This window comes from Johannesbaptistia floridana (assembly GCF_057440575.1).
On record NZ_JALKVM010000228.1, the window covers coordinates 1 to 1,986 of the forward strand.

The following is a 1,986-nucleotide window of genomic DNA, read 5'->3' on the forward strand; positions in this document are numbered from 1 at the left end:
CTACGTACAGGCTACCTTCTTACTCATTACTCGTTACTCGTTACTCATTACTCATTACTCATGTTTGTTGGGTTATCTCCCGGCCCAACCTACAAGCTAAAGCAAATACTTAAAAAACATATAAAATAAATTAAAAAGATGAGATTACCATAAATTAGTAAGTGTCTAAGCAAATTTTATTTATCAGTAACGGTCATGGTGAGGACAATCACTCCTCTTATGTAATTAGAAGACTACAGGAAATGTCTCCTGCCACTAAAATAGTAGCAATGCCCCTAGTAGGTGAAGGGAAAGCTTACCGGGCCTTGGATATACCAATTATTGGACCAACTCAAACCATGCCTTCTGGTGGATTCTTCTACATGAATCCTCTTCACTTAGTTAAAGATATTCAATCAGGATTAGTTGGTTTAACTTGGCGACAACTACAGGCAGTTTTGGCCTATGCGCCTAATTGCGATTTAATTATGGCTACAGGTGATATTGTTAGCCAATCTTTTGCTTATTTAACTAAACTACCCTTTGTTTCTTTTATTTCTTGTTTATCGAGTCTCTACGAAGGTAAACTCAATCTCGGTTTTTTACTATGGCAGATTTTCTCTTCACCTCGATGTCAAACTGTTTTTACTAGAGACATCTATACAGCTAAAGATTTGCAAGCACAAGGTTTAACTAAAGTTCAGTTTGGTGGTATACCATCTTTAGATAGACTTATACCCAGTGGGAAAGATTTACAACTAACTCCAGAATTACCTCTAATTGCCTTATTACCAGGTTCACGGATTGCTGAAGCCGTGCGTAATTTTCGTCTTCAGTTACAGTTAGTTAAAGAAATTGTCCAACTAACTCAACAACAACAGGCAAACTTTCGCGCCGCTTTAGTACCCGGTGTGATGAATCAATTATCAGAGATTGCTACTAGTGAAGGATGGGAACATCATCAAGGCAAATTAACTTGTTATTTAGGAGAAAAACAGATTGCTGTAGAAGTTATCTGTTATTCAGATGCTTTTAATGATATTGTTTATAATTGTGATTTAGTTATTGGTATGGCAGGATTAGCTGTAGACCAAGCCGTGGCTTTAGGTAAACCAGTTATTCAAATACCCGGCAATGGTCCTCAGTTTACCTATAAGTTCGCCGAAGCCCAAACCAGACTCCTAGGAATCTCCGCCCAAACTATTGGTACTGAACCTGCGAATCCTGCTATTTTAAAAGCTGCCGCCGTAAGAGTGGGAGAAACTCTCGCAGATAAAGAATATTTAGTTAAATGTCGTGAAAATGGGTTAGAACGTTTTGGTACTACTGGCGCCTCTAGTCGTATCTCTTCTGTGTTATTAGATTGTCTCGGGGAGATAAAAAAGTAGTAGTATGAGTAGTATTAGTAGGGTGTGTTAGGGCGAAGCCCGTAACGCACCGCTAGATGAGTTTTGAAGTAATAAGTAATAAGTAATGAGTTAAAGAATTAATGCGATCGCCCTTTAAAATTTGTTGACCCTAAAGGCGTCTTCAGTATTTTTGTTCTCCTGATGCGATTTTAGGCGAAAGAGAAATTAACTTTTTCTGAGGTTAATTTAGTACATAAGTTGTAGGGTGTGAAGCGTGCGAAGCCCGTAACGCACCGTTAGATGAGTTTTGAAGTGAAAGAAGTTTTGAAGTAATGAGTTAAAGAATTAATGCGATCGCCCTTTAAAATTTGTTGACCCTAAAGGCGTCTTCAGTATTTTTGTTCTCCTGATGCGATTTTAGGCGAAAGAGAAATTAACTTTTTCTGAGGTTAATTTAGTACATAAGTACTGGTGGAAGATGTGAGGTGAGGGCGCAAGCCTCTGGGAAAGGGCGCAAGCCTCTGGGAAAGGGCGCAAGCCCCGGGGAAAGGGCGCAAGCCCCGGGGAAAGGGCGCAAGCCCCGGGGAAAGGGCGCAAGCCTCTGGGAAAGGGCGCAAGCCTCTGGGAAAGGGCGCAAGCCTCTGGGAAAGGGCGCAAG

At 40.6% G+C, this 1,986-nt stretch carries 1 protein-coding gene; it reads left to right on the plus strand.

The genetic code is table 11. The features are described 5' to 3' along the window. Positions 1-161 precede the first annotated feature (161 nt). Positions 162-1,367, plus strand: a complete 1,206-nt coding sequence (locus MW688_RS14715) for a lipid-A-disaccharide synthase-related protein (protein ID WP_486736767.1) — start codon at positions 162-164, stop codon at positions 1,365-1,367. The last annotated feature ends 619 nt before the right edge of the window (positions 1,368-1,986 follow it).